Raw genomic sequence first — 26,378 nt, forward strand, 5'->3', positions numbered from 1 at the left:
GGAGAGCTTATGCAACTTGAATCAGTGCTATTTAAACATGTTGGCATGTTTCGTGACTTAACCATTGAATTTCAACCAACACAACGCCCAATTACACTTATCTTAGGTGAGCAAGCTACAGGCAAAACTACAATTTTAAGAAATATCTATCAAGCCTTAACGTGGTTCTCCGCACGTTATAAAGATATTCGCACTGCTGGTGTTGTGATTGCTGATCAAGATATTTTGTTGACACGCTTACAAGCCAAAGTTCAAGTCCAAGTTAGAATGAGCAGCGAATTAAATCATCATCTACCAGAAAGTAGCTCTGCACAAACGACCGACACCCATAACTGTAGTTGGAAGTTATTTAAAACATTTAACAGTCAAGGCGTGGGCATTAGCCAAGTTGAAACTCAACAATTGGATCAAATGGTGTCGTTGTATCAAAAAACCAGTCTTCAAGACCCGTTATTTGGTTTACCGTTCATTGCCTACTATCCTGCTGAACGTTTTGTGCAAGAAGTCAATTTACAAAGTAAGAATGCACCAGGAACATTACAAGATATTGCTGCCTACGATTTAATGGCGATTCCTTACACAACTTTTGCGCGTTTCTTTGAGTGGCTACGAGAAATTAGTGATGTTGAAAATGCTCACTCTGCCCACATTGTCAGACGTATTATTGGCAACGATTTCACTCAGCAGAATCAATCAGAGGTTTTGCAGCAATTACAACAAGAACTGATGAATCATCCTAAACAACTTTCAGCACCTAATTTATATGCGTTGAAAAAAAGCTTACATACCATCTTTCCAGAATTGAATGATATCTATATTCAATATATTCCTAAACTTCAATTAATGGTGCGTTACAAAGATCAGACCATTCCATTTCAGCAATTATCGGCCTCTCTTAAATCATGGATTGCATTGGTAGGTGATATTACACGTCGTTTATGCTTGCTTAATCCACATTGTTTCGACCCATGTTTAGAGGGTGAAGGCATATTATTAATTGATCAAATTGAGCATCAATTAGATCAAAATATGAGTGCTGAAATTTTAGAGCGTTTACATCAAGCATTTCCAAGACTACAAATTATTGCTTCAGGCAATCGCGATGAATTATTAGAACATGCTTTAGAATATCAATGCTTAAGGTTAGGTGATAAAGAAATTTATGAGATTAATCTTGAGAAATCTCAACAACAACTTTCACAACTCTATAATGAGTTAAGTCAATCAGAAAGCATTCTCTTGCAGCAGAATCAACACTTATTAGAATCAGAAACTTTGATCAGTAAAGTTGATGAACTCTTTCATCAAATCCAAGCGCTTGATGAGCAAGAAAAGAGTAATTTGCTTCATCTACTTAAAATTGATGATACCCCTCAAGAGACATCACTTTAATATTGGGGTTTAAGCTTGATTGCATCATTAATCCTCATAAACTAGAGATCAATTTTTTCTTTTGAATAGGTCTTATATACCTGAACACTAGATTGTAGGGACAAGCATTTGATCCAAGACCAGATCTCTATCCCTCTTATGTATACAGATAATTGAATGGAAAACATTCAATTAAATAGCGAACAAAAAACATTGATAGACAAGTTTTAGCGACAAAGATGTTGTTATTTTCATGTAATAACATCAGATTTTTGTTGATTTTTTATAGTAAAATAAAATTCATTTTTTACTTTCAAGTTGTGCAATACAACTTGCCCTTTCCGTTAACTTGATTGGGTTTCGAGACTTGAAAATTTGGCTTTCTCTTTGAATGCCTTAAGTCTTGGAAGAAAATCCACCATTAGGTCTCTCTCGACCTAAATCATCGACATGGATATCAGTGTGCTACCGATTATTATTTTATTACCACTCATACTTGGCACAACCCTTGTCTCACAATTGCAACGTATTTCACGGGGTATGACGGCAATTGGAGCAATTGGCATTAGCCTGAGTTGTTTTATTTTACTGCTTAGCCAAGCTGAAACGGTTTTACAGGGTAATGCCCTGCAACAGAGTTGGGAATGGCTTCCACAACTGGGCATCAATCTGAGTTTTCGCCTTGATGCGTTAGGATTATTGTTCGGCTTACTGATTAGTGGGATCGGCACACTGATTTATATTTATGCCTATTATTATCTCAGTCCCAAAAACTCACTCAGCAAACTGTATCAGTTGCTCATGCTATTCATGGCGGCTATGCTTGGAATTTCACTCTCCAACAATTTGATTATCTTACTGATATTTTGGGAACTGACCAGTATTTCTTCATTCTTGCTCGTGGGCTATTGGAGTCAATATGATGCCGCACAACGTGGCGCGCGTATGGCACTCACCATCACAGGAATGGGTGGTTTAGCAATGTTAGGGGGCTTTGTACTCCTAGGGCAGATCACAGGGACTTATCAGATTGATCAATTGGTGTCAATGAAAGAGGCTATTCAACAGCATCAATTATTTGTTCCCACTCTACTGCTCATTTTACTAGGTGCATTTACCAAAAGTGCGCAATTTCCTTTTCACTTTTGGTTGCCAAATGCAATGGCAGCTCCCACCCCTGTTTCAGCCTATCTACATTCAGCAACGATGGTGAAAGCAGGCATTTTCTTATTAGCACGTTTAGCCCCTCTATTTATTGGTGCTGCGCTGTACCACAACATTGTGACCTTTGTTGGTCTATTTACCTTGTGTATGGCAGCAGGTTTCGCCATATTCAAAGAAGATCTCAAAGGGCTTTTAGCTTATTCAACCATCAGCCATTTAGGTTTGATTGTTTGTTTACTCGGCATTGGTTCACCACTCGCTGTTGCAGCAGCAATCTTTCATATCATTAATCATGCAACATTCAAAGCTGCTCTTTTCATGATTGCAGGCATTATTGATCATGAAACAGGAACACGTGATTTACGTAAGCTCAGTGGTATCTGGCAACTCCTTCCGTTCACAGGTACCCTAACCATGATCACCGCTGCTTCGATGGCTGGTGTACCGCTGACCAATGGCTTTATTTCCAAAGAGATGTTCTTTACGGAATTACTGGCAAACCTATCAGGCCCAGTAATGATAATTGCAGCCACCGTGGCAACTTTATCTGGTATTTTTGCTGTTACTTATTCTATTCGTTTGGTACATGGTGTGTTCTTTGATGGTGGGATTGGTAAACACATTCCTAATAAAGATGCGCACGAACCACCTCTCGGAATGCGCTTACCAGCGATTATATTAGCGACATTATGTATTCTGGTCGGTATTCTGCCTGCACTATTGGCTGGAACAGTCGTGAATAGTGTAATGCGTGCGAGTTTGGCTCAACCTGAATTTGAGGGTGTTCACTTAGCGATTTGGCATGGTATTAATGCACCTTTAATCATGAGTCTGATTGCATTGATGGGTGGTGGTTTATTTTACTTTAGCCTCATTAAAAATGAGCGTTTACGTAAAATTGACTTAGACCCTTATTTAGGTAAATTCCAAGGCAAACTTTTATTTGAATCATTCCTGAAGCATCTCTTACTTACCAGTCGAAAAATCAAACAAAAGACAGAAACTGGTTCTCTACAAAGTTATCTTCTTTGGATTGTTTTCTTTAGCATCATCATGGTGGGTTTACCCCTATTCAATCAGGGTTTAACAACTGGCACACGTGAGCTTACCCATGCTCCATGGATTGCTGTGGTCTTATGGCTCACATTATTCTCTGGCTGTTGGATGATGTTGTGGTTCCACCACGAACGGATTAAAGCTGTTTTAATTAGTGGTGCTGTTGGACTTGTTGTCACCATGGTGTTTGTCACCCTATCTGCACCAGATCTTGCACTTACTCAGATCACAGTTGACGTTGTTACTACTGTTTTATTGTTGATGAGCTTATCGTTATTACCGCAGTTAACCCCTTACGAATCGAGTCGTCCACGCCGCTGGCGAGATGCAAGCTTAGCAATCGCAGGTGGTATCGGTATTGGTTGGATTACATGGCTAATACTAACACGAGAACATAATTCAATCTCATGGTTCTTCTTACAACAATCCCTCCCATTAGGCGGTGGTTCAAACGTCGTCAATGTCATTCTTGTTGATTTCCGTGGTTTTGATACCTTCGGTGAAATTACAGTATTGGGTATTGCAGCAATAGGAGCACTGTGTCTCATGGATGGTATGCGTGCGCATGGCACTACCATGACACAAGGTTTATCTTATCGTTTTAACCCTTCACCATTGATGTTACGTATTTCAGCCTCATGGGTACTTCCTCTTGCCCTTGTCGTCAGTATCTACATTTTTATGCGTGGGCATAACTATCCCGGGGGTGGATTCATTGCAGGTCTGATCACGGCAATGGCACTCATCATTCAATATATCGTATTGGGTCAAGATCAAGCTGAGCAATTGATTAAAGCAAAATCTGGTCGCTTATATGAGATTTGGATTGGCTCAGGTTTAGCAATTGCAGGTTTAACGGGTATTGCAGCTTGGTTTTGGACACGCCCATTCTTAACAACAGCACATATTTATATAGAACCACCATTATTGGGGAAAATGCATTTAGCTTCGGCTGTCTCATTTGATCTCGGGGTTTATATGACCGTTGTTGGCGCGACAATGCTGCTAATTTCAGTCTTAGGTGATTCGCGTCACTCAAGTATGTCTGGACCTGTTCCAAGTGGAGATAAATAAAAATGGTTAGTATTGAATTTTTGCTCGCTTCGGGAATTGGTCTTCTAACAGCAACAGGCATCTATTTAATTTTACGTGCCAGAACCTTTCCTGTCGTACTCGGTCTGGCCATGATCGGTTATGCCGTAAATTTATTTTTATTTGCAGTCGGTCGTATTCAAATTAATGCACCTGCAATCATTACAGAAACAACTAAAGTAACAGATCCGTTACCGCAAGCGTTGGTACTGACTGCGATTGTGATTGGTTTTGCAACAACCGCTTTTATTGTACAGCTTGCTTTACGTAGTCGCTATGAATCTGGAACAGATCATGTTGACTCCAAAGAAGAACCAACGGTAACTTATGACCCACGTGAGGATGAGCCATAATGTTTGATTTCAATAATTTTTGGCATGCTCATACTCCTATTTTAAGTATTTTGATTCCAGCATTTACGAGTTTTTTATTACTTTTATTAGGCAATCCTGGTTCCGGTTCTCTAAAACAGGATTGGCGCCAACCTTGGCGACGTGGCATTAGTTTAGGTTCTGCACTTCTAGGCTTAATCACAGCAATCAGTTATTTGATGATCGCCAATACAGGTCAAGTTACCGTTTACCAACTTGGTGAATGGTCTGCTCCTTTTGGAATTGTTTTAGTTCTCGATCGCCTCGCTGCATTCATGTTGGTGCTCACTTATGCACTTGCAGTGCCTGTCATTTGGTATGCAAGTGATAACTGGGACACACGTGGGCGCTATTTCCACACCATGTTCCATTTTTTATTAATGGGTATAACAGGTGCATTCCTGACAGGTGACTTATTTAACTTATTCGTGTTTTTTGAAATCCTGTTAATGGCATCTTATGTATTGCTATTACATGGTCAAGGGCGACCGCGTTTCCAGCTAGGCATACATTACGTCACGATTAACTTACTCGCATCAGCGCTATTTTTGATTGGTTTAGGGATGATCTACAGCAGTGTTGGTAGTTTAAATATGGCTGATGTGAGTCGCCTTATCCCAACCCTAGACAGCGATCAACATAAACTTGCAATCGCTGGTGGCTTGTTACTGTTTGTAGTATTTGGAATCAAAGCAGCAATGCTACCTGTCGGCTTTTGGCTACCAAAAACCTATGCTGTTGCAAGCACACCTGTTGCTGCAATTTTTACTATTATGACCAAAGTTGGTATTTATGCCATTCTACGTGTCAATGGTACTGTTTTTGATGATGCAATGGCACAAAGTATTTTCAAAAACTGCTTATTAATGATTGGCTTGATTACTTCATTCTATGGTGTAATCGGTGCAATTGCTGCTGAACGCTTACGCCGTTTTGTTGGCTTTATGGTGTTGTCATCGATTGGAACATTACTCATCGCTATTGCCATGTTTAATACCCAAGCATGGTCAGCAGCCTTGTATTATTTAGTACATAGTACGCTGGTTGCCGCTGCATTCTATTTATTCTGTGGTTGGATGACCTCACAACGTGGTTCTTTCAAAGACCACTTAAAAGTTGCACCTAAAATCAAACAGGAAAAAGCGGCTGCTTTTACTTATTTTACCATTGCACTCATGATGGCAGGTCTACCCCCTTTCAGTGGTTTCTTAGGTAAAGTTTTTATCTTACAGGCTACCGCTGAAGCGCCTTATCAAGGTTGGATTATTGCTGTTATTCTGATTGTTAGCTTACTCAGCATTATCGCATTCACACGTGTTGGTTTTATCCTTTTTTGGCGTGCTAGCCCACCCGAAGAAAATCCTAAAGAATCAGCATATATCGCTTATCAATCACTACCTGATACAGCACCTAATCGGAATGACAAAGCAATCTATGTATTACTGACCGCTTTGATAAGTTATGTTGTATTTGCAGCACCAATTCAGAGTTATACAACTTCAACTGCACAACAAATTCAAAATCATGCGCTTTATCAAAAAGCGATTCTAAAACATGATAGTCAAGGTCGTGCCATTAGCGTGCAGCCATTTGATGCAGCGTATTTGCCTGAAACTAAATATGGTGGTGAGGTTGAGGATCATAATGCGGTATTAATTCCAGATGTTATCTCAAAACCGACGCTACAAGGCGAGCATATTTCGGAATATAAACAACGTCAAATTGCAGAGCAAACTTTATCAAATCCAACTATTCCAAATGCTACACAATTAAAACCGATGGAGGAACACTAATGCAAAAACGTGCTTTGCTTGATCGTTGGTTTCCCCACCCCTTTGTGTCATTTTTAATTTTCGTGACTTGGCTCATGCTGTCACATAGTTTAGACATCACAGATATTTTTATTGCAATTCTATTAGGTATCTTTGTTTCACGTTTGGTAAGCCCTTTTATTGCACGTACACCACATATTCATTGGTTTCCTGCAATCAAACTTTTTTTTGTGGTGTTATGGGATATTGTGATTTCAAACTTTCGTGTAGCTAAAATGGTACTTGGGCCAATGGATGAGTTGCATCCAAAATGGTATCGCGTGCCATTAGAAACTGAACATGAGCAAGTAAATACTTTACTCGCAATGATCATTACAACGACGCCAGGTACGGTATCCGCAGGGATTGATCAAGAGCGAGGAGATATTTTAGTTCATGCACTCAGTACCGATAATGCTGAATTAGATATTCAAGACATCAAAAATCGTTATGAGCTACCTTTGCTCGAAATCTTTGATGTAAAGATTGCAGAAGGAGCAGCGAAATGACCATTTTACCTTATGCACTTGCGATTAGTTTAGTGGCAATCACGATCTCCATGTTTCTTTGTCTCATCCGCATGATCATTGGACCATCTGTTGTTGATCGCTTGTTAGCACTCGATACTCTTTTTCTTAATGCAATATGCCTGATTGTGGTGTTAGGTATCTATTGGGCAAGTACCAATGTATTTGAAGGTGCTTTATTGGTGGCGATGCTCGGTTTCGTTTCAACTGTTGCACTGGCTCGCTATTTTACCACTGGACATGTGATTGATTAAGGAGAGAGGTTATGCAAATAATTTTTGAGATTATCATTTCGTTCTTTTTGATCTTTGGTGCATTTTTTATGCTCGTAGGTTCAATCGGAATGATTCGCTTACCCGACTTATTTATGCGCCTACATGCACCGACTAAATCAAGTACGCTAGGCTTAGGGAGCTTTTTAATTGCGGCTATGATATTTGGAGCGACTCAAGGTCATTTCGGTTTTGCTGAATTATTGATTACTTTATTTGCATTTATTACTGCCCCAGTATCTGCAAATTTGATGGCACAAGCTGCAATTCATTTACGTTTGCGTTCAACCAGTGGTGATGTTCCAGAAGCTTTAAATCGTCCGCTACCATGGCAACGTTATCGTCGTAATGCAGAAAAGAAAGATCAACTTTAAGTTGGTCTTTTTATTGAGCTCAATGTGTTTTTAAGTTTCAGAAAGCCTAAACTAATTAACTAGCTGAAAGATATAATTTTAATAGAAAAAATCATATCAATCACAATGATCTATAGCACAAAAGAAAGCCACCCGAGGGTGGCTTTCTTTTAAAACTTATTCTTTATCGTCTTGCCCTTGTTCAGGCAGATCCTTCACAGCTTCCGCGATCAGACCAAACATATAGTTACCATAGGCATTAGTTTTATCGTAATGGAAACGCAATCTTGGCGTAATACGTGTCTTGATACGACGGCTCAACTCATGACGCAAGAAACCAGAAGCTTTATTCAATACATCTAAAGTTTCTTTATTTGCGACTTCACTTTGCTCATCACCAAGTTCACGTCCCATCACAGTGACATAAACTTCAGCATAACCCATATCTGCACTGACTTTCACCGCAGAGATGGTCACTAGACCACCTAAGCGAGGATCTTTAAGCTCTTGACGGATCAGCTCAGACAACTCACGTTGTACTGAATCCGCCATCCGCTTTAAGCGTTGGCTACCCGCCATTAAAGACTCCGTTTAATCAATTGAACATCATAGACTTCGATCTTGTCTTTGACTTTGATGTCTTTATAGCCTTTCACCGCAAGACCACATTCCATACCGGCACGAACTTCTTCAACCACTTCTTTATAACGACGAAGAGATTCAAGTTCACCTTGGAATACAACCACGTCATCACGTAATACGCGAATTGGTTTATTACGGTGTAACATACCTTCAAGTACCATACAGCCTGCTGCTGCACCAAATTTACTTGAGTGGAAGACTTCACGCACTTCTGCAACACCTAAGATCGTTTCACGATGTTCAGGTGCAAGCTTACCGCTCATTGCAGCTTTTACATCATCAATTAAATGATAGATGACGCTGTAATAACGAATATCAATGCCATCTTGATCAGATTTTTGACGAGCAGTGTTATCTGCACGGACGTTGAAACCTAATAATACTGCTTCTGAAGATTCAGCTAAAGTCACATCTGACTCAGTGATTGCACCAACACCAGAACCAATGATGCGGACTTTAACTTCATCTGTAGAAAGTTCGTCAAGCGCAACATGTAATGCTTCTAAAGTACCACGCACATCAGTTTTGAGTACGACATTCACATAAGGAATATCTTTTTTACCCATAGATGCCATGATGTTTTCAAGACGCATTGCACTGGCACGCTCTAGACGCTTATGACGCTCACGGTCAGAACGAGCATCAGCAACTTCACGTGCTTTCTTCTCATCATTCACTACAAGAACTTCATCACCTGCCATTGGTGCATCAGGTAAACCTAAAATTTCAACTGGAATTGAAGGACCTGCTGAAGTGATACGTTGACCATTTTCATCAACCATCGCACGTACACGACCATAAGATGAACCCGCAAGAACCAAGTCACCAATGTTCAATGTACCATTTTGTACAAGAATTGATGTTACCGCACCACGACCTTTGTCAACACGTGCTTCAATTACTACACCTTGCGCCGCACCTTCTGCTGAAGCTTTAAGCTCCATCAGTTCAGATTGGATCAAGATAAGATCAAGTAACTCATCAATACCCGCACCAGAATGTGCTGAAACTTTAGCGATAGGTGTATCACCACCCCATTCTTCAGGTACGATTTCTTTATGTGCTAATTCGTTTAATACGCGATCGACATCCGCAGATTCTTTATCCATTTTGTTGATAGCAACAATAATTGGTGTACCCGCTGCACGTGCATGGTCGATTGCTTCAGCAGTCTGTGGCATTACACCATCATCAGCAGCTACAACAAGAACCACGATATCCGTTGCTTTTGCACCACGTGCACGCATAGACGTAAACGCTGCATGGCCCGGTGTATCTAAGAAAGTAATAATTCCTTTCTCAGTCTCAACGTGATAAGCACCGATATGCTGTGTAATACCACCCGCTTCACCCGCTGCCACTTTAGAGCGACGAATACGATCCAGCAATGACGTTTTACCATGGTCAACGTGACCCATGATTGTTACTACTGGTGGACGAGTCGTTTGTTCACCACGTGCTTCTTCAGCTGCTTCTAATAAATTATCTTCAGCTTGTGTATCAGAAACTAATACTGGGTTATGACCCATTTCTTCTACAACGAGTACCGCAGTATCTTGGTCAATTGCTTGGTTTTGAGTGACCAACTCACCCATTTTCATAAGTGTTTTGATAACTTCACGAACTTTAATCGCCATCTTTTGTGCAAGATCGGCAACTACAATTTTTTCACCAATTTCAACATCATAAACCTGTTTTTTAACAGGTTTTTCAAAACCATGCTTGTTTGCCTGACTGGTTTTCAAGCCGCGCTTATTATGGCTCTTACTGAAGCTTTGCTCAGACTGAGCATCGCCACCACGACCACCTTTCTTACCAGCACGAGGATTTGCAGTTGCGCCCCCACGTTTGATTTCACGGTCTTCTTTATTGAAAGAATCTTCGTATGCCTGACCAACGAGACCCGCAGCCAAAGGCGAATCATCAATAACACGAATCGTTGTCGTTGCATCATCACTTGAATATTTTGATGCCATCTGACGCATTTGCTCAAGTGTACGCTGTTGCGCTTCTTCAGCTGCTTTACGACGCACTGCTTCTTCAGTTGCTTTCAACTGAGCTGCTTGTGCTTCACGTGCTTTTTTCTGTTCAGGGGTTTCTGTAGGCTTAACAACAGGTGCTTTAATCACCTTGTCACTACCACGTTTTTTTACCACAACAGCCGTTTTAGCTGGTGCTTGCGCTGCACTATTAGACGTATGCGCTGCACGCATTGCATCTAAAGTTGCATTGGCTTTTTGTTCAGCTACATCACGTGCATTTTGAACAGCTACATCACGTGCATTTTGCTCTGCACGTACTTTAGCATCTGCTTCTACACGTGCTTTCGCTTCTGCTGCAAGTAATTCTGGATTCGGTTTAGCAAAAACTTGTTTCTTGCGAACTTCAACATTAATGTTTTTTGCTTTACCCGAGGTACTTGTTACTTTAGCAGTACTGGTTGTTTTACGTTTCAACGCAATTTTTCCTGTGTTACCACTGTCCTGACCATGTACTTTTTTCAAATGATTGACCAAAGTATTTTGTTGTTCAGCGGTAATAATGTCATCTGCTTTACGCTGTGGTAGACCTGCTTCGCGAACCTGCTCTAGGAGTTTCTCTACAGGACGTTCTACGCTGAGCGCTAACTCTTGAATCGACTTGTCCGTCATCTATTATCTCCTAGTTAAACCATGATTCACGTGCTTTCATGATCAATTGACCTGCTTTGTCATGACCTAAACCTTCGATATCTGAAATATCATCAGTCGCTTGATCAGCCAAATCATCAATTGTAATCACACCACGCGCCGCCAATGCATAAGCAATCTCAGTGGTCATACCATCCATACCGAGAAGTTCTGCACTTGGCTCTTGAATATTTTCTTGCTGTTTCAGTGCATCAGTTAAAGCAGCTTCTTTCGCACGGCTTTGAAGCAATTCAACTAAATCTGCATCTAGTTCAATTTCATCAAATGTTTCAGCTGGAACATAAGCAATCTCTTCTAATGAAGTAAAGCCCATTTCCACCAATGCCATTGCTAAATCTTCTTCAATATCGAGACGTGTAACAAACATATCTAAATACTGTTGTGCTTCATTTTGCTGACGAGCACGATACTCTTCTTCTAACATCATGTCGAGTTTATAACCCGTCAATTCCGATGCTAAACGAACATTTTGTCCTTGCGAACCAATCGCACGTGCTAACTGATCATTGGTTGCGAAGATGATATCTGCACTGCGTGCATCTTCATCTAGCACAATACCTGATACATCAGCTGGTTCTAATGCGCTTGCAATATATTGTGCTGGATCATCAGACCACACCACTACATCAATACGCTCACCGTTCAACTCTTGTTGTACTGCTTGAATACGTGTACCACGCATACCAATACATGCACCAACTGGGTCGATACGATGATCATTGGTTTTCACTGCAATTTTAGCACGAACACCCGGTTGACGAGCAGCTGCTTTAATTTCGATGATTTCTTCAGAAATTTCTGGAATTTCTTTTTTCATCAATGCAATTAACATTTCAGGACGGGCACGAGACAATAATAATTGTGCGCCACGACCTTCGCGGTTTACGCTGTATAAAATGGCATTGATACGTTGCTTAGGACGCAAAATTTCTTTATGAATGGTTTCTTCACGCGCTAAGTAAGCTTCAGCATTGTCACCTAGATCAATGATAAAGCCATCTTTAGTTTGCTTTTTCACTTCGCCGTAAATCAACTCACCCACTTTAGATTCATAAGCATCTGCAACCAAAGCACGCTCAGCTTCACGAATCTTTTGCACAATGACTTGTTTCGCAATTTGAGCAGCAATACGACCAAACTCAATTGACTCAACTTCTAGCTCACGCACATCACCGATTGACCATTTTGATGGATCAACATCTGAGATTGCATCTTGGCAAGCTGGCATTTCATGATCTTCATCCGCCACAACTGTCCACTGACGGAAGGTGCGATAATCACCTGTTTTACGGTCAATCTCAATACGAAGCTGTGCTTCTTCTGAATGTGTTCCTTCGTAAAACTTTTTCTTCGTTGCTGCAACAAGTGCTTGCTCTAATGCTTGGAAGATCGCCTCACGACTAACACCTTTTTCATTACTAACCGTTTCTGCAACGGTAAGAATTTCGCGGCCCATAAGTCACCTACCGATTTCTTATAAAATTAAGTTAATATTAGTCTTGATAGATTAAATTTGCTTTATCAATATTATTACTATCAATTTCAAGCACATGTTTAGCTTCCACTTCAACTTGAATGATTTCATTTTCTAAGTCTACAGAAAGTAATTTCGCTTGAAACTTACGACGATTTTCGACGGCAGCAATTAATCGTAAAGCCACTTGTTGCCCAACATAAGCAGGCAATTGATTGAGTTGAAAAAATGGACGATCCCAGCCTGGTGAAGAAACTTCTAAAGCATATTCACCTGAAATTGGGTCATGAACATCAAGCATTGCACCCACTTGTTGTGTCACTAAAACACAATCTTGAACGCCAATACCACGCCCTTGTTCAACTTCGCCATCTTCATTTAAGATAGGTTCAACATTCTCATCAACTACTTTATCAATATAAATACGTAATAAAGAACGTTTACCTTGAGGTAGGAATTCAATCCCCCATAGATCTACACCACACGCAGCTACTGCTGGCGCGATTAGATCATGCAATGCTTGAGATTTATTTGATAATTTCATTTACTCTCGTCGCTCTCATGCGAGCCAATCAATCTTAACCGTATAGTGAAGCACGACTATTTGACCAATTGATGTCGAACACTACACGATAGCTAAACAACCAATAAAAAAGGGCGTAAATCGCCCCTACATTACACAGAAAACCGAAGTCCACTGTGCAAAAAGGCCCACCTTATCGTGAGCCTCTTTTAGAAACTTGGTAGCGGGAGCTGGATTTGAACCAACGACCTTCGGGTTATGAGCCCGACGAGCTACCAGACTGCTCCATCCCGCAACAACGTGCAAAAATTATATACAAATATGAAAAAAAGTCAATTTAAGTTTTCTTCACACCTGCTTGATTAAGTTGCACCTTAATCAAATGGTAGCGGGAGCTGGATTTGAACCAACGACCTTCGGGTTATGAGCCCGACGAGCTACCAGACTGCTCCATCCCGCAACAACATATACACTGCATACACCAAACTTACTGGTTATTAAGCTTGGTGCGGAAGGGGGGACTTGAACCCCCACGCCCTAAAGCACTACCACCTCAAGGTAGCGTGTCTACCAATTCCACCACCACCGCAGCTTTGTGGGACGCATTCTATTCCTTTAAATATAAAAAGGAAAGCACTAATTCAACTTATTGAGTTGTTTTAGGTGCGTTTGATGAAGTTTCAGGCGATGTTACTGGTGCAGAGGTCGTGGTTTGAGCGGATTTTAAGCTATACGCATCCGCTGTTTGTTTTTTTGCAAAAACAGCCAAAGTTAAACTCGTAGCAAAAAACAAGGCTGTAAAAATCGCGGTTAAGCGTGTTAAAAAGTTACCCGCTCCAGAAGCACCAAATACCGTAGCAGCACCACCGCCACCAAACGACGCTCCTGCTTCAGCACCCTTACCTTGTTGCACTAAAACCAATCCAATAATCATAATTGCTAAAATGATATGTACAACGAGTATAAAACTATACATTTCTACTTCCTATTATTTGCTTTGAGCAAATGCTTTTGCAATTTGATAAAAAGATTGTGCATTGAGTGATGCACCTCCAACCAAAGCGCCATTAATATCAGGACATGCAGCCAACTCAACAGCATTGTCGGCTTTGACACTACCACCATACAATATAGCCATGTTTGTACCGAATGATGTAATTTGTTTTAAGCCTTCACGTATTTTTGCATGCATTGCTTGAGCATCCGCAGGTGAAGCTGTCTTCCCTGTTCCAATCGCCCAAATCGGTTCATACGCTATCACAATATTTTGCCATTGTTCAGCTTTAACGACCGATGCAATATCACAAATTTGTTGTAATACCACTTGCTCAGCAGCGCCTTGCTCACGCTGCTCTAAACTTTCACCAACGCAATAGATCACGGTCAAACCTGCATTTAATGCATTTTGCAGTTTTGCTTTTAAAATATTGACGTTGTCACCAAATAATTCACGGCGCTCAGAATGTCCAATCAATACATATTCAATCTGACTATCTTTTAACAGTTCCGCACTCACCTCACCTGTGTAAGCACCAGTACCTGCCACACGAGAAAGATCCTGAGCCACAGTATAAACAGCTCTGGTTGCATCTTTTAGCTGAGCGTGAACACCAGTCAACGCAATCGTTATTGGCGCTACACCAATATGACATTGCTCAGGAGAAATATTGTCCTGTTGTAGTAACTGCTTAAATTCTTCTATTAATTGGAAAGCATTCGCATGCATTGGATTCATTTTCCAATTGCCAATAACCCAAGGGGTAATCGCCGAATTCGACATACTTCGCCCACCTACGACTAATTTATAAAAAATGCTGCATATTTTACACGTATTTTTATAAAATTCAGTTTTTCTTTTCAGTTTAAGTTTCAACCAAAAGAAAATAGATCTAAAAAACCATCAACTTTTTTTACATGTATATGTCGATTTCTTACAATAGTTTGCTTTATTTCTAGCGAACGCTACTCACTGAATCTGAAATTAATTTGTAAAAAAATCGATCAGTTCAAGTTTTTCAATATGAACCAAGTAAAAAACAACACTTTCTATAGTGGTATTTTTACGTAACAAAAGTATAATTTTGAGGATAGCTATTATAACCATATTGTCAGTAAGGCGGACAGATGTCAGGATTACATACGTCTCCAAAGTTTTCGGGGTTCATTCGACGTTTAGTTGAAGATGGTCATATGACTGCTGCAAATATGCAGAATGCAATTGATGCAGCCAAGAAAGCCAAACAAGATATTGTTGCTCATTTGATTGAACAACATCGTCTTTCTCCACTTACCATTGCAGAAAGCATCTCCGTAGAATTTGGCGAACCACTTTTTGATTTGGCGGTTTACGATGTTGGATTATTACCTCGAGAATTAACCGACAATAAACTCATACAAAAACATCGTGTTGTTCCGTTAATACAACGTGGACAAATTTTGTATGTTGCTACGAGCAACCCAACTAATATTGATGCATTAGATGCAATTAGGTTCAATACGAAACTTAATATTGAACCAATTATTGTTGAGCATACGAAACTTGAAAAGTTAATCGAACAACATTTCGGTGATTCAGGTAGTTTCGATTTTGGTGACAGTGAAGACTTCGATTTAGATATCGATGTTAATCAAGATTCTCCTCAAGAAAATGACGATAATTCATCTCAAGGTGATGAATCGCCTATTGTTAAATATATTAATAAGCTTTTAATTGATGCAATTCGCATGGGCGCATCAGATTTACATTTTGAACCTTACGAAAAAACGTATCGTGTGCGTTATCGTGTAGATGGCGTTCTACGCCAAATTGCTACCCCACCATTACAAATGGCAAATCGCTTGGCTTCTCGTTTAAAAGTTATGTCCCAAATGGATATTTCAGAAAAACGAATGCCTCAAGATGGTCGTATTAAACTCAAGTTATCAAAAACCAAAGCAATTGATTTCCGTGTTAACTCTTTACCTACTTTATTTGGAGAAAAATTAGTACTACGTATTTTGGATCCATCAAGTGCTATGCTCGGGATTGAAGCATTAGGTTATGAAGATGATCAGAAAGCATTATTCATTGAAGCACTTGAAAAGCCTCAAGGAATGCTATTGATTACAGGTCCAACAGGTTCTGGTAAAACCGTATCGCTATATACTGGTCTAAATATTCTAAACACTGAAGATACCAATATTTCAACAGCAGAAGACCCTGTTGAAATTAACTTGGAAGGCATTAATCAGGTCAACGTGAATCCAAAGACGGGATTAACTTTCTCTGCTGCATTAAAGGCTTTCTTACGCCAAGACCCGGATGTAATTATGGTCGGTGAGATTCGTGATTTGGAAACAGCCGAAATTGCAATTAAAGCAGCGCAAACAGGTCATATGGTGATGTCAACACTGCATACCAACAGTGCGCCAGAAACTTTAACTCGTTTACGCAACATGGGTGTACCTTCGTTTAATATCGCAACATCAGTTAATCTTGTTATCGCACAACGTTTAGCACGACGTTTATGCTCACAATGTAAAATACCTCTTAATGTACCTAAGCAGAGTCTCATTGAACTAGGATTTACTGAACAAGATTTAGCCAATCCAGATTTACAAATATTTCAGCCTATTGGATGTCCTGAATGCCGTGAAGGGTATAAAGGGCGAGTAGGTATTTATGAAGTCATGAAGGTCACCCCCGCAATCTCTAAAATTATCATGGAAGATGGAAATGCACTGCAAATTGCAGCAGCATCAGAACAAGCAGGGTTTAATAATCTCCGGCGTTCTGGTTTGAAAAAAGTAATGCAAGGAATTACCTCATTGCAGGAAATTAACCGAGTAACAAGTGAATAAAATTAATAATAAGGATTAATAATCATGGCAGTTAAAAAAGCGCAAATGATGCCTACTTTTGCCTATGAAGGAATAGATCGTAAAGGGGCTAAAATCAAAGGGGAAGTTCCAGCACGCAACATGGCTTTAGCCAAAGTCACGTTACGAAAACAAGGAATTACCATTAAAAATATTCGAGAAAAACGCAAAAATATTCTCGAAGGTTTAATGAAGAAAAAAGTATCAACATTAGATATTACGATTTTTACTCGTCAATTAGCAACCATGATGAAAGCAGGCGTACCCTTAGTACAAGGCTTTGAGATCGTCGCCGAGGGTTTAGAAAATCCCTCTATGCGTGAAGTTGTACTAGGAATTAAAGGGGAAGTTGAAGGTGGCAATACATTTGCTGGCGCGCTAAAAAAATATCCACAACATTTTGATAATCTATTCTGTTCATTAGTTGAATCGGGTGAGCAATCGGGTGCATTAGAAACTATGCTAGATCGTGTTGCGATCTATAAAGAAAAAAGCGAATTATTAAAACAAAAAATTAAAAAAGCCATGAAATATCCAATTAGTGTTCTTATTGTAGCCGTGATTGTAACTGTGATTTTAATGGTTAAAGTCGTTCCAGTGTTTCAAGACCTATTTAGTTCCTTCGGTGCAGATCTTCCAGCATTTACTCAAATGGTTGTAAACATGTCCAATTGGACACAGAAATACTGGTTTATCTTAATTATAGTAATTGCAACATTAATTGCCTGCGTCTTAGAAACAAAAAAACGTAGTAAAAAATTCAGAGACTTTTTAGATAAAATGGCACTCAAAGCACCTATTTTTGGTGATCTAGTCTATAAAGCGATTATTGCTCGTTATAGCCGTACACTTGCAACCACTTTTGCCGCTGGTGTACCACTGATTGATGCTCTCGAATCTACAGCTGGTGCAACGAATAATGTTGTTTACGAAGAAGCTGTGATGAAAATTCGTGAGGATGTCGCAACAGGTCAACAGCTACAATTTGCGATGCGTGTGTCAAATAAATTCCCGTCCATGGCGATTCAAATGGTTGCAATTGGTGAAGAATCTGGAGCATTGGACACGATGTTAGATAAGGTCGCAACACATTTTGAAAATGAAGTGGATAATGCAGTCGATGGCTTAACATCAATGATGGAACCACTGATCATGGCGGTATTAGGTGTACTCGTGGGTGGTCTAGTTATCGCGATGTACCTTCCTATTTTCCAAATGGGATCAGTAATGTAATGCATCAATTTTTATCTTACTTTATAGACAACCCAACTGCGTTATATGTCGCAGTTGGACTTTTAAGTTTATGCATTGGTAGTTTTTTAAATGTCGTCATCTATAGAACACCAAAGATGATGGAACAAGAATGGCATCATGAATGCCAAATGTTGTTACACCCAGAACAACCTATAATAGACGAAACTAAATTAACCTTAAGCACCCCACCATCTACATGTCCAAAATGTAAATCTGCTATTCACTGGTATCAAAATATTCCTGTAATGAGTTGGTTAATGCTTCGTGGCAAATGTGGTGCTTGCCAAAATCCAATTAGTATTCGCTATCCACTTATTGAACTATTAACAATGATTTGCTCATTAATAGTAGTTGCTATATTTGGTGCGACCGTACAAATGTTATTTGGCTTAATACTCACTTGGGTCTTAATCACATTAACGTTTATTGATTTCGACACACAGCTATTACCCGATCGCTTTACCTTACCACTTGCCGCACTAGGCTTGGGAATCAATAGTTTCACTATTTATACTTCTGCTGGTTCAGCGATTTGGGGCTATTTGATTGGCTTTCTATGCTTATGGATTGTTTACTATATCTTTAAACTCGTCACAGGCAAGGAAGGTATGGGCTATGGTGATTTTAAACTACTTGCAGCTTTAGGTGCTTGGATGGGACCATTGATGCTCCCCCTAATTGTGCTACTCTCTTCAGTTGTTGGTGCAATTATTGGAATTATTTTGATAAAAATGCGTGGTGAAAACCAACCATTTGCATTTGGTCCTTATATTGCAATTGCTGGCTGGATTGCATTTTTATGGGGAAATCAAATTATGAAAATATATCTAGGTGGATAATATGAGTTTTATCTTGGGCATTACTGGTGGCATTGGTAGTGGCAAATCCGCCGCGACACAATGGTTTGAATCCCAAGGAATTGTTGTAGTCGATGCAGATATTGTAGCTCGTGAGGTGGTTGAGCCGGGTCAACCTGCTTTGAAAGAAATTCAACTTTCTTTTGGAGACTGGGTATTATTAGAAGATGGCAATCTGAATCGACGTGCACTTCGTGAACACATATTCCAGTTTCCAGAAGCGCGAGAAACACTCGAAAAGATCACTCACCCTGCTATACGCCAATCCATTATTCAACAATTACAACAAGCAGAAAGCCCTTATGTCATTTTAGTTTCACCTCTTCTCTTTGAAACCAATCAACATGAACTTGTGCATCATACCCTACTCATCGATGCAAATGAACAAACACAACTACAACGTGCAAGTCAAAGGGATGGACAAAATGAAGAACAAATCCGCAAAATTATCGCGGTACAAATGCCTCGCACCCAAAAGCAATTACTCGCAAATGATATTGTTATGAATGATGGTTTACTTGAGCATCTTCATCAACAACTAAAACCATTACATCTAAAATATCTACAAAGTGCTGAACAGGCATTTTAATCCTGCTTCTGTTGCGCGAGTCGTTCACTCAGCGTGTCTTTTTTAAACCAGCGCCATGGCTGTAATGCACCAATACCCATTCCTACTAAACCACAAGCAATCGCTGTATTTAAAGGCTCATCAAGCAGTGGAACAGCAATCACAGCGGCAATAAAAGGTGCCAAAGTAACAATACTACCCGTTTTAAATGCACCTAAACGCTCAATCGCAGCAACATAGGTCAAAGTCGCAATAATTACGACCAATACACCATGAAATAAACCTTGAATGACTAAATGAATGGGTTCTGCTTCTTGAAAATGTTTTGGAACAAATAAAATATAGACAGGTAAATAAATAATCGCCGACCAAATTGCCACGCTTGCCATGGAATGCCAAGCCGATAATTTCCATTGTTTAAGCAATACTGTAAAAACTCCCCACCAAACAGCACTGATAAAAAAAAGTAAATCGCCTAAGCCAAAAGCGGCCGCTTGATCATGCAGCATCAGATAGCTCATTAATACAAGCGCACTTAACATGATGCTAAGACTTAACCAAGTATGTTTATCAAAAGGCTGTTTAAACAATAAATAAGCAGCAACCGCCGTACATAGAGGAATACAGCCATTTAAGAAAATTGCAGCATGGGCTGCTGGTGCTTGCAAAAAAGCCGTATAAACGGTTAGACAATAGGCTAAACCACCTGTTAATGCCAAAACCACAGGACGAGGATGCCACAAAAAAGCTAAATCTTTTTTATAAATGAGTATCGGCATTAAGATAAGAAAAGCAATCGCAAAACGCATTGCCACCAAATCCCAAGCACTGACATGCCAATGTAAATTTAAACGGGAGAAAATGGTAAATCCCCCCCAAATACACATTGTAATTAAAACAAATAGATAACCTTGTGTACGAGCAGTCATTTAAGATTACATTGGCAATACTTGTGTGAATTATACAACACTACGTTGACGGCATGCTTCATAAAGTGCCATACCTGTTGCGACACTCACATTTAGACTTTGTAAATCACCAGACATTGGAATATAAACCGTATGATCACATTGAGACTGAGTAATCGGTCTCAAACCTGTGTCTTCCGCACCCATAACAATGACGACTGCACCCTTAAAGTCACATTGCTGAATTGGCAATGCTTTTTCATCTAGCATTGTGCCAATAACACGTGTATGTGTGGTCTCTTTTAAATGAGCTAAGGTTCGAGCTAAGTTAGTCACTTGAATAAACTTAACTTTTTCCGCCCCACCTGCTGCAACTTTACGTGCCGTCGGGGTTAAACTAGCTGAACGATCACGTGGCACAATCACCGCCTGAACACCCATCGCAGCTGCAGTACGAATACATGCACCGAGATTATGCGGATCAGTCACTTGATCTAATGCCAGTAACAAAGCGTCCGGTGACTGCTGCATCAATTCGTCTAAATCTTTTTCATTTAAGGTTGGATGTGGTCGAACTGCAGCCACTACACCTTGGTGAAAAGGTAAGCCTGCAAGCTTTTCCAAGCTATCCCGACTCGCCTTTTGGACGCTAATACCAAAAGGTTCTGCGAGTTGCAAAATCTTTTGTAATCGCTGGTCATCACGACCTTTTAAGGTAAATAAAGTCAAAACGCGTTCAGGCTCTAACTCCAATAATGACTCAACCGAATGAACGCCATAATAATATTCAGGTTTTGCCATGAACGACCTCTTGCAGTATTCCCGATCTATAAAGGGAGATTTTGAAAAATAAAAATCCTGCAAAGTAGCTTTACAGGTGAGGAGCGAATAGCTCCACAAGGGAATTTAATAAAAAAATCCTGCAAAATGAATTTACAGGATTCTCTTTAGGTATAGTGTACCCGATTTAGGAAGCGATCAGTTAACCTTCTAAATGACATACATAATCAAGTACTTCATCAGTCTCGATGTGGAAAACACTATTTCCTGGGACATAAAAAGACTGACCTGCGCGGAATAACTCACTTTCTGTACTATCTGCGATTTTTACACGACATTCACCAGAAATGATTTCCATACGTTCTGGCACATGTGTTTCAAAAGTTAATGCCTGTTCAGTAGGTAAAATCACACCTAATGTCTTTTTAGTACCATCTTCAAATTGTACAGTATGGCTGATACATGCCCCACCAAAATATACATTTGACTTTTTAATGACCGTAACATGATCAAACTGCACTGAACTCATGCCTACTCTCCAAATAATGCAGCATTTATATTAGGTTATGATGGACGTAGTTTAATTGTGCCTGCGTCACTAATCAATCCATTTTTATCATGCTTTAACAGCAATTTTTATGCCTTTCTACTAAAGTTATGTTCAACTCACAAGCGCTTTTAGATCAAAGCATCCGATCTAAACTACAATAGAAAAAATCTTATAAATTGATAGATGAGCTTTACATCACTAAATTATTCAAAACAGCTCCAAAAATAAAATATGATTTCATCAACACAACGCTGCTCCTCTTGTTCGATTAGCAAAATTTCTCTATCTTTAAGCAAAAGATTACGTGCACTGGATGCATATATGCTCACCCATTTAACTTTAATTAATTTTGCACTTGCAGACCATTTAGCTTTAGATATTGAACAAGGTTTCAATGTTTTGACTGGGGAAACTGGTGCAGGAAAATCGTTATTGTTAGATGCACTGTCTGCATGCTTGGGTGAACGTACCGATACCAACTATGTCCGTTATGGTGCAGATAAAGCAGACGTCACTGCTGTGTTTAGTTATCAAGCTGAAAGTGCAGAAGCAAAATGGCTTACAGAACATGAACTAGATGATGATTCTGGTGAGATTCATTTAAGACGTGTCATATTTGCGACAGGTCGAAGCAAAGCATGGATCAATGGGCGCCCAAGTAGCTTGTCTGAGTTAAAAGAAATTGGACGCTTACTGGTACAACTTTATAGCCAGCATAGCCAACAGCAATTACTTGAACCCCCTTATCCGAAGCACTGGTTAGATCGTTATCATAATTTTGCCGAACCAGCAGATGAAGTACGTGAAGCGTATAGCACATGGCAAAAAAACATTCGCCAGCATCAAGCCGCTTTGGATGCGCAAGCCACGCGTATTCAAAAAATACAAAATTTAGAATCTCAAATTGAAGAACTTGAAGAGATTGTCCAAACGGATTATCGAGAGATTGAACAAGAATTTGATCGTCTCAGCCATCATGAACATATTATGCAAGACTGTAGTTACAGTCTAAATGTCTTGGATGAGGCGGAACAAAATATCACTCAAGAAGTTGCTTCAATCATTCGTCGTTTAGAGTCCCATGCAGGACGCAGTGAACAGTTATCAAATATTTATAATTCGTTACTCAATGCGCAAAGTGAGATTGAAGATGCAACCGCGAGTTTACGCCAATTTATTGATCGCCAAAGCTTTGATCCTGAAAGAATGGAACAGCTCAATACAACCTTAGAAATTTTCCATCGTCTCGCGCGCAAACACCGTACCCAACCTGAATTACTCAAACAAGAATATGAAACTTGGCAACAGGAATTAGAGCAATTACATCTATTAGAAGATCCTGCAACCTTAGCGGAACAAGTAGAAATTTCTTATCAAATTTTTATGCAAAAAGCTGAACATCTAGATCATATTCGTCGTGCAGCCGCAGTTCCATTGGCGAAGCAATTGACTGAACAAGTGAAGCCGCTTGCTCTACCAGAAGCATATTTTGAATTTAAATTCGAGCCAATGGAAGCAAATGCCGAAGGTCTCAGCTTTATTCAGCTTCTTTTCACTGCCAATAAAGGGATTCCGCCACAACCGTTGGCTCGCGTTGCTTCTGGCGGTGAACTCTCTCGTATTGCACTGGTCATGCAAGTGATGAATGCTGAAAAAACAGAATCCGAAGTTTTGGTCTTTGATGAAATTGATGTCGGAATTAGTGGTGGTACGGCCGAAGTGGTTGGTCGTTTACTCGCTGATTTGGCTCAACATGTACAACTGCTCTGTATCACTCACCAAGCTCAAGTTGCTGCACAGTCTGACCAACACTTATTGGTCAAAAAACAACAAACAGATCCAGCAAGCAGTACTATTATTGAGTTAAATGAGGAACAACGCATTCTAGAACTAGCACGTATGTCTGGCGGCGTTGAGATTAGCGAAACCACCTTGCAACATGCCAAACAACTGCGTCAACTAAAATTTCAATCAGCTTAAAACGCATAACAAAATGTGAGAAAAAGATTGGCGAAATCCGATTAACTCTTGTATGTTGATAAGAAGAACCTATATAGATAGATCAGCATACTATTTTTGATGGAGAATCGCCTAGGTGACGAAACAATATCTAACTCACCGTTGTCTCATCGCTCCACCAGACATAACAGATGACTTCTTTGCCAATACTGTTATCTATGTGGCACGCCATGATGAAGATGGTGCACAAGGCATTATTATCAATCGCCCTTCTGAGTTACAGATCAAAGAATTATTGAATGATTTAGAGATTGATGCAGATAATGTACAACCTCATGCCGTGTTGCAAGGTGGACCATTACGCCCAGAAGCAGGTTTTGTCCTACACACAGGTCAACCTACTTGGCATTCATCAATCGCAGTCGGTGAAAATGTTTGCATTACCACCAGTAAAGATATTTTGGATGCAATTGCACATAACGAAGGTGTCGGTCGTTACCAAATTGCCCTAGGCTATGCCAGCTGGGGCAAAAATCAGCTTGAAGAAGAAATGGCACGTGGTGACTGGCTGATTTGTGACTCAGATATGGATTTAATCTTTAATCTACCTTACGGCGATCGTTGGGATGCGGCATACAAAAAAATGGGGGTAGACCGTACATGGTTTGCTTCAGAGATTGGTCATGCCTGATTTTAAAACTTCGCAATCTATTATGGCCTTTGATTTTGGTACTCAAAAAATGGGGATCGCAATTGGTCAATCAACTATTGAGAGTGCTAATCCTTTGCCATTATTCGCCATGAAAGATGGTATCCCTGACTGGAACCAGCTATTAAAACTTGTCAAAGAATGGCAACCCAATCTTTTTTTAGTCGGTTTGCCATTAAATATGGATGATAGTGAATCTGAACTCTCCGCTCGCGCACGAAAATTTGCACGACGTTTGCGTCATCAAACCAACATTGAAACGTGGATGGTGGATGAACGCTTGACTACACGCGAAGCGAGAGAAGAACTTGAGTCTTATCAAAATAAAGGCCAAGCAAAACGCTTATCGGCTGATAGTTTCGCAGCTGCACTACTCATTCAAAGCTGGTATCGTGATCCCAATGGAATAACACCTTAATCATTTATATTTAAGCGCTTTATCACGGTATAGCACACTGATGTACCGTGATAAAATCAGATCCAAATGCTCAAAATAACTGCTTTAGCACGTCTATAACCCAAACCATTTGAATAAAATTTAGAATGCAATTCTTAAAAAATAAATCAGCTCAGACTATGCCTGATTATTTCTCAATAATTCTCACGGTTGCAGTTCGCCCTGAAACAAAAGCCAATGGATTCTGAGGTTGTTCATCTAAAACAATTTTTACAGGCACACGTTGCGCTAAACGTACCCAACTAAAAGTAGGGTTTACATTTGCTAATAGATTAGAACTACCAGAACGCTCACGATCTTCGATCCCTGTTGCAATACCTTGAACATGCCCACGAATTAATTGACGATCCCCCATCAACTGTACCGTTGCAGCATCACCGACATGAATACGATTCAATTTGGTTTCTTCAAAATAGCCCACGACATAAAGCTGATGACGATCTAGCAGCGCAGCAACCGCTTGCCCAACCTTAACATAATTCCCAACACGTAAATCAAAGTTAGCTAAGGTCCCATCCGCAGGTGCAACGACTGCCGAACGACTCATATTGAGCTGAGCTAAATGTAAATTGCTATTCGCCACTTCGATCAAAGCTTGCTGTTGTTGAATAGCAGCCTCGGCCTGTTCAATACTCGCTGCTAGCTGCTCTTTTTCCGCAATCGCCTGATCGCGTGTAGCAAAAACCTGATCTTGCTCTTGCTTAGAGATTGCACCATCCATCAAACTGGCATAACGTGCTGCATTCTTCTCAGCCAATTTCATATTAGCTTCAGTCTTGACCAAATTTGCCTTTGAACCGACTAAGTTTGCACGCGCCTGAGCCAAACCAGCATTGGCTTTTGCTAAATCAGATTTAGCTTGTTCAACATCAAGCGCTTGACGTTCAACATCAATCTTGAAAAGAACTTGTCCTTTCTTTACCGTTTGATTGTCCTGTACCAGCACCTCAGTTACTAATCCATTCACATCTGAAGCTACTTGAACCACATCACCACGCACACGACCATCACGTGTCCACGGTGCAGCATTGTAGTAATTCCATAAATGCACGACTGCATATATCGCAATCAAAACCGAAAGTACTAATACAATTGGACGTATGACTTTTCGTACATCAAATGCATTCATGTT

Annotated in this window: 24 protein-coding genes and 3 tRNA genes; 14 read left to right on the forward strand and 13 right to left on the reverse strand. The window is 40.1% G+C overall.

Annotated features, from left to right (window positions below; translation table 11 throughout):
• Positions 1-9: 9 nt before the first annotated feature.
• The 7 genes from O1450_RS14390 to O1450_RS14420 all read left to right on the forward strand — a co-directional run bounded on the left by O1450_RS14390 (position 10) and on the right by O1450_RS14420 (position 8,038).
• Entirely contained in the window at positions 10-1,392 is a 1,383-nt protein-coding gene (locus O1450_RS14390) for an ATP-binding protein (protein ID WP_269228977.1), read from the forward strand.
• A gap of 429 nt (positions 1,393-1,821) precedes the next feature.
• Positions 1,822-4,665: a monovalent cation/H+ antiporter subunit A gene (locus tag O1450_RS14395; RefSeq protein ID WP_269228978.1), complete on the forward strand. Its 2,844-nt coding sequence runs from the start codon at positions 1,822-1,824 to the stop codon at positions 4,663-4,665.
• Positions 4,666-4,667: 2 nt separating this feature from the next.
• Positions 4,668-5,036 (forward strand): Na+/H+ antiporter subunit C, encoded by a 369-nt coding sequence (locus O1450_RS14400; protein WP_050042068.1) that lies wholly within the window; start codon positions 4,668-4,670, stop codon positions 5,034-5,036.
• Positions 5,036-6,847 (forward strand): monovalent cation/H+ antiporter subunit D, encoded by a 1,812-nt coding sequence (locus O1450_RS14405; RefSeq protein ID WP_269228979.1) that lies wholly within the window; start codon positions 5,036-5,038, stop codon positions 6,845-6,847. The genes O1450_RS14400 and O1450_RS14405 overlap by 1 nt, the downstream gene beginning before the upstream one ends.
• Entirely contained in the window at positions 6,847-7,374 is a 528-nt protein-coding gene (locus tag O1450_RS14410) for a Na+/H+ antiporter subunit E (protein WP_004659263.1), read from the forward strand. The genes O1450_RS14405 and O1450_RS14410 overlap by 1 nt, the downstream gene beginning before the upstream one ends.
• Entirely contained in the window at positions 7,371-7,646 is a 276-nt protein-coding gene (locus O1450_RS14415; protein ID WP_269228980.1) for a monovalent cation/H+ antiporter subunit F, read from the forward strand. Before O1450_RS14410 ends, O1450_RS14415 begins: the two co-directional genes overlap by 4 nt.
• Positions 7,647-7,657: 11 nt before the next feature.
• Positions 7,658-8,038, forward strand: coding sequence for a Na+/H+ antiporter subunit G (locus O1450_RS14420; protein WP_269228981.1), 381 nt, complete (start codon positions 7,658-7,660; stop codon positions 8,036-8,038).
• 156 nt (positions 8,039-8,194) lie between these two features.
• Here O1450_RS14420 and O1450_RS14425 read toward each other — a convergent pair whose 3' ends face one another.
• From O1450_RS14425 to tpiA, 9 genes are all read right to left on the reverse strand, one after another.
• Complete coding sequence (locus tag O1450_RS14425; protein ID WP_004659268.1) at positions 8,195-8,596, reverse strand: ribosome-binding factor A; 402 nt, start codon at positions 8,594-8,596, stop codon at positions 8,195-8,197.
• Positions 8,596-11,310 (reverse strand): translation initiation factor IF-2, encoded by a 2,715-nt coding sequence (gene infB, locus O1450_RS14430; protein WP_269228982.1) that lies wholly within the window; start codon positions 11,308-11,310, stop codon positions 8,596-8,598. The genes O1450_RS14425 and infB overlap by 1 nt, the downstream gene beginning before the upstream one ends.
• Positions 11,311-11,320: 10 nt before the next feature.
• Entirely contained in the window at positions 11,321-12,805 is a 1,485-nt protein-coding gene (gene nusA, locus O1450_RS14435) for a transcription termination factor NusA (RefSeq protein WP_005218583.1), read from the reverse strand.
• A gap of 37 nt (positions 12,806-12,842) precedes the next feature.
• Positions 12,843-13,367: a ribosome maturation factor RimP gene (gene rimP, locus O1450_RS14440; RefSeq protein WP_269228983.1), complete on the reverse strand. Its 525-nt coding sequence runs from the start codon at positions 13,365-13,367 to the stop codon at positions 12,843-12,845.
• Positions 13,368-13,564: 197 nt separating this feature from the next.
• A tRNA-Met gene (locus O1450_RS14445) sits at positions 13,565-13,641 on the reverse strand.
• Positions 13,642-13,729: 88 nt separating this feature from the next.
• Positions 13,730-13,806, reverse strand: a tRNA-Met gene (locus tag O1450_RS14450).
• A 44-nt stretch (positions 13,807-13,850) separates the two neighbouring features.
• Positions 13,851-13,935: transfer RNA gene (locus O1450_RS14455), tRNA-Leu, on the reverse strand.
• 57 nt (positions 13,936-13,992) lie between these two features.
• Entirely contained in the window at positions 13,993-14,322 is a 330-nt protein-coding gene (secG, locus tag O1450_RS14460; RefSeq protein WP_005162938.1) for a preprotein translocase subunit SecG, read from the reverse strand.
• A gap of 12 nt (positions 14,323-14,334) precedes the next feature.
• Positions 14,335-15,126 carry a triose-phosphate isomerase gene (gene tpiA, locus O1450_RS14465; RefSeq protein WP_269228984.1) on the reverse strand — a complete coding sequence of 264 codons (792 nt, stop codon included), beginning with the start codon at positions 15,124-15,126 and terminating at the stop codon, positions 14,335-14,337.
• Positions 15,127-15,470: 344 nt separating this feature from the next.
• Between tpiA and pilB the strand changes: the two genes are divergently transcribed.
• Genes pilB through coaE form a run of 4 tightly spaced genes read left to right on the forward strand, consistent with a single transcriptional unit; the run spans position 15,471 to position 19,904 of the window.
• Entirely contained in the window at positions 15,471-17,186 is a 1,716-nt protein-coding gene (gene pilB / locus O1450_RS14470; RefSeq protein WP_269228985.1) for a type IV-A pilus assembly ATPase PilB, read from the forward strand.
• Between the two features lie 24 nt (positions 17,187-17,210).
• The gene (locus O1450_RS14475) at positions 17,211-18,437 is read left to right on the forward strand and encodes a type II secretion system F family protein (protein ID WP_269228986.1); all 1,227 of its coding nucleotides are present in this window, start codon (positions 17,211-17,213) and stop codon (positions 18,435-18,437) included.
• Entirely contained in the window at positions 18,437-19,297 is an 861-nt protein-coding gene (locus tag O1450_RS14480) for a prepilin peptidase (protein WP_269228987.1), read from the forward strand. Before O1450_RS14475 ends, O1450_RS14480 begins: the two co-directional genes overlap by 1 nt.
• 1 nt (position 19,298) lies before the next feature.
• Entirely contained in the window at positions 19,299-19,904 is a 606-nt protein-coding gene (coaE, locus tag O1450_RS14485) for a dephospho-CoA kinase (RefSeq protein WP_269228988.1), read from the forward strand.
• Here the strand turns inward: coaE and O1450_RS14490 are convergent.
• The 3 genes from O1450_RS14490 to ppnP form a co-directional block, all read right to left on the reverse strand.
• Positions 19,901-20,812 (reverse strand): DMT family transporter, encoded by a 912-nt coding sequence (locus tag O1450_RS14490; protein ID WP_269228989.1) that lies wholly within the window; start codon positions 20,810-20,812, stop codon positions 19,901-19,903. The genes coaE and O1450_RS14490 overlap by 4 nt on opposite strands.
• 30 nt (positions 20,813-20,842) lie before the next feature.
• A complete protein-coding gene (gene rlmB / locus O1450_RS14495; RefSeq protein ID WP_269228990.1) occupies positions 20,843-21,592 on the reverse strand; it encodes a 23S rRNA (guanosine(2251)-2'-O)-methyltransferase RlmB in 750 nt (249 codons plus the stop codon).
• 181 nt (positions 21,593-21,773) lie between these two features.
• The gene (gene ppnP / locus O1450_RS14500; RefSeq protein WP_004659291.1) at positions 21,774-22,100 is read right to left on the reverse strand and encodes a pyrimidine/purine nucleoside phosphorylase; all 327 of its coding nucleotides are present in this window, start codon (positions 22,098-22,100) and stop codon (positions 21,774-21,776) included.
• Positions 22,101-22,442: 342 nt separating this feature from the next.
• Here ppnP and recN point away from each other — a divergent pair, with 342 nt between their 5' ends.
• From recN to ruvX, 3 genes are all read left to right on the forward strand, one after another.
• Complete coding sequence (gene recN / locus O1450_RS14505) at positions 22,443-24,101, forward strand: DNA repair protein RecN (RefSeq protein WP_269228991.1); 1,659 nt, start codon at positions 22,443-22,445, stop codon at positions 24,099-24,101.
• Positions 24,102-24,216: 115 nt separating this feature from the next.
• Complete coding sequence (locus tag O1450_RS14510) at positions 24,217-24,771, forward strand: YqgE/AlgH family protein (RefSeq protein WP_269228992.1); 555 nt, start codon at positions 24,217-24,219, stop codon at positions 24,769-24,771.
• Positions 24,764-25,207 carry a Holliday junction resolvase RuvX gene (ruvX, locus tag O1450_RS14515; RefSeq protein WP_269228993.1) on the forward strand — a complete coding sequence of 148 codons (444 nt, stop codon included), beginning with the start codon at positions 24,764-24,766 and terminating at the stop codon, positions 25,205-25,207. The genes O1450_RS14510 and ruvX overlap by 8 nt, the downstream gene beginning before the upstream one ends.
• 166 nt (positions 25,208-25,373) lie before the next feature.
• On the opposite strand, the gene O1450_RS14520 is transcribed toward ruvX, so the two are convergent.
• Positions 25,374-26,375, reverse strand: a complete 1,002-nt coding sequence (locus tag O1450_RS14520; protein WP_269228994.1) for an HlyD family secretion protein — start codon at positions 26,373-26,375, stop codon at positions 25,374-25,376.
• Between the last annotated feature and the right edge of the window lie 3 nt (positions 26,376-26,378).

Origin of the sequence: Acinetobacter sp. TR11, from assembly GCF_027105035.1 — a bacterium.
In the GTDB taxonomy this organism is placed as follows: Bacteria; Pseudomonadota; Gammaproteobacteria; order Pseudomonadales; family Moraxellaceae; genus Acinetobacter.